We start from the raw sequence: 1,307 nt of genomic DNA, 5'->3' as shown, positions 1-1,307 counted from the left end.
GGGTCAACTAGATGAATTGGAAATCATTTTTTACCCCGATGAGAATGGTGTTGACTTACTGCTTCAAATCGATCGCAAAGCTCGCGGGTTATCTGGATTATTCTCCGAGGCGCTTGATACGGATGAGCGTTTTGTCAAGTTACGGTTTGACCGCCATCATCTTGCTTCTGGAGCGAACAACATTGCCGCTCAGTTGGCTGAAACGATCCGAAAGTACTTATAAATGAATCCACTTAAAACAACTGATTCACACTTACACTTACAAGCCTTTCCCGATAAGGGATGGCTTTTTTTATTATCGTCATAAATCAAAGATGATCGATTGTATAGCTATGAATATATTCCAAAGATGCTTCTCGATATAAGGAAATAAATGGTGCATTAGCATCGTATCTGCTAAAATCAATTCTGATTGTTTTTTCGGAGGACGCATCACAAGCAATCATAAAAATACGAAGTTATGTGAAGGGGAATATTACGATGTACAAGCTTAAATCGCTGGTCATATTAATTGTAAGTTGTATTATGTTTAGCTTATTACCTCATGATGTGCTTGCAGAAAGATCAACCTTATCTATTTATGTAAATGACAGTAAGTTGGAACATGCGGAAGCAATATCAAAACATGAGACAGTCTATTTACCCTTTAGAGCGATATTTGAAAAGCTTGGCTATACGTTTAATTATGATGCAGAAAATAAGTCCATTAAGCTTTGGATCGGGGAAGATACCTTTATCATTTATTTGGATGAAGATATGATTGAGTTCTCAGAAGGCATGTATTATTTAGACAAGCCCATTGAATTCGTTCAGCATCGCTCCTATTTCCCTAGAGAAGTTATGGAGGATGTTTTCAAAATTGCTATCTCCCATAACGTAATAAATAATAAAGTAGATGTCAAAGAACTAGACTATGCTCATGAAAAAACGCTAAAAGAATTGGTTAATAGTTATTACAACCGAAGCCTTTCACCGAGAAAGCTTTTTACAGCAGATGTTAGCCCCTATGGGCCAATTGAAACGAACGAGTTCTATGACACTGTACTTTCAGAGCCTGTTGGGATAGATATTGGCGAATTTTTATTTAGCTCTGTCACTGAGGCATCAGTTACAACAAACTATGAATCCCTAACACCTGCCATAAAAAAGAATCTAGTGATTAAGCTTTATTTCCGCCAGGAAAATAACAGTTGGAAAATAAGCAAGATCGATCACGAGGATTATAAAGTATCGTTACTTGAAGACACGAATCAAAAAGAACAAGCACTGCTACAAAATTCTCCTAAGGAAGTTGCCAAGGTTATAAG

At 36.9% G+C, this 1,307-nt stretch carries 1 protein-coding gene and 1 pseudogene; both read left to right on the top strand.

The window, feature by feature from the left end; translation table 11 throughout:
- A pseudogene (locus tag AC1DWN_RS33860) lies at window positions 1-223 on the top strand (sporulation protein); the annotation flags it as partial.
- Between the two features lie 257 nt (window positions 224-480).
- A partial coding sequence (locus AC1DWN_RS33855; RefSeq protein ID WP_477563204.1) for a stalk domain-containing protein occupies window positions 481-1,307 on the top strand: 827 nt, incomplete at its 3' end.

The organism is Paenibacillus sp. P4_A7 (assembly GCF_056402455.1).
The sequence above is the reverse complement of the archived record's forward strand: the minus strand, read 5'-3'. Positions and strand labels throughout refer to the sequence as shown.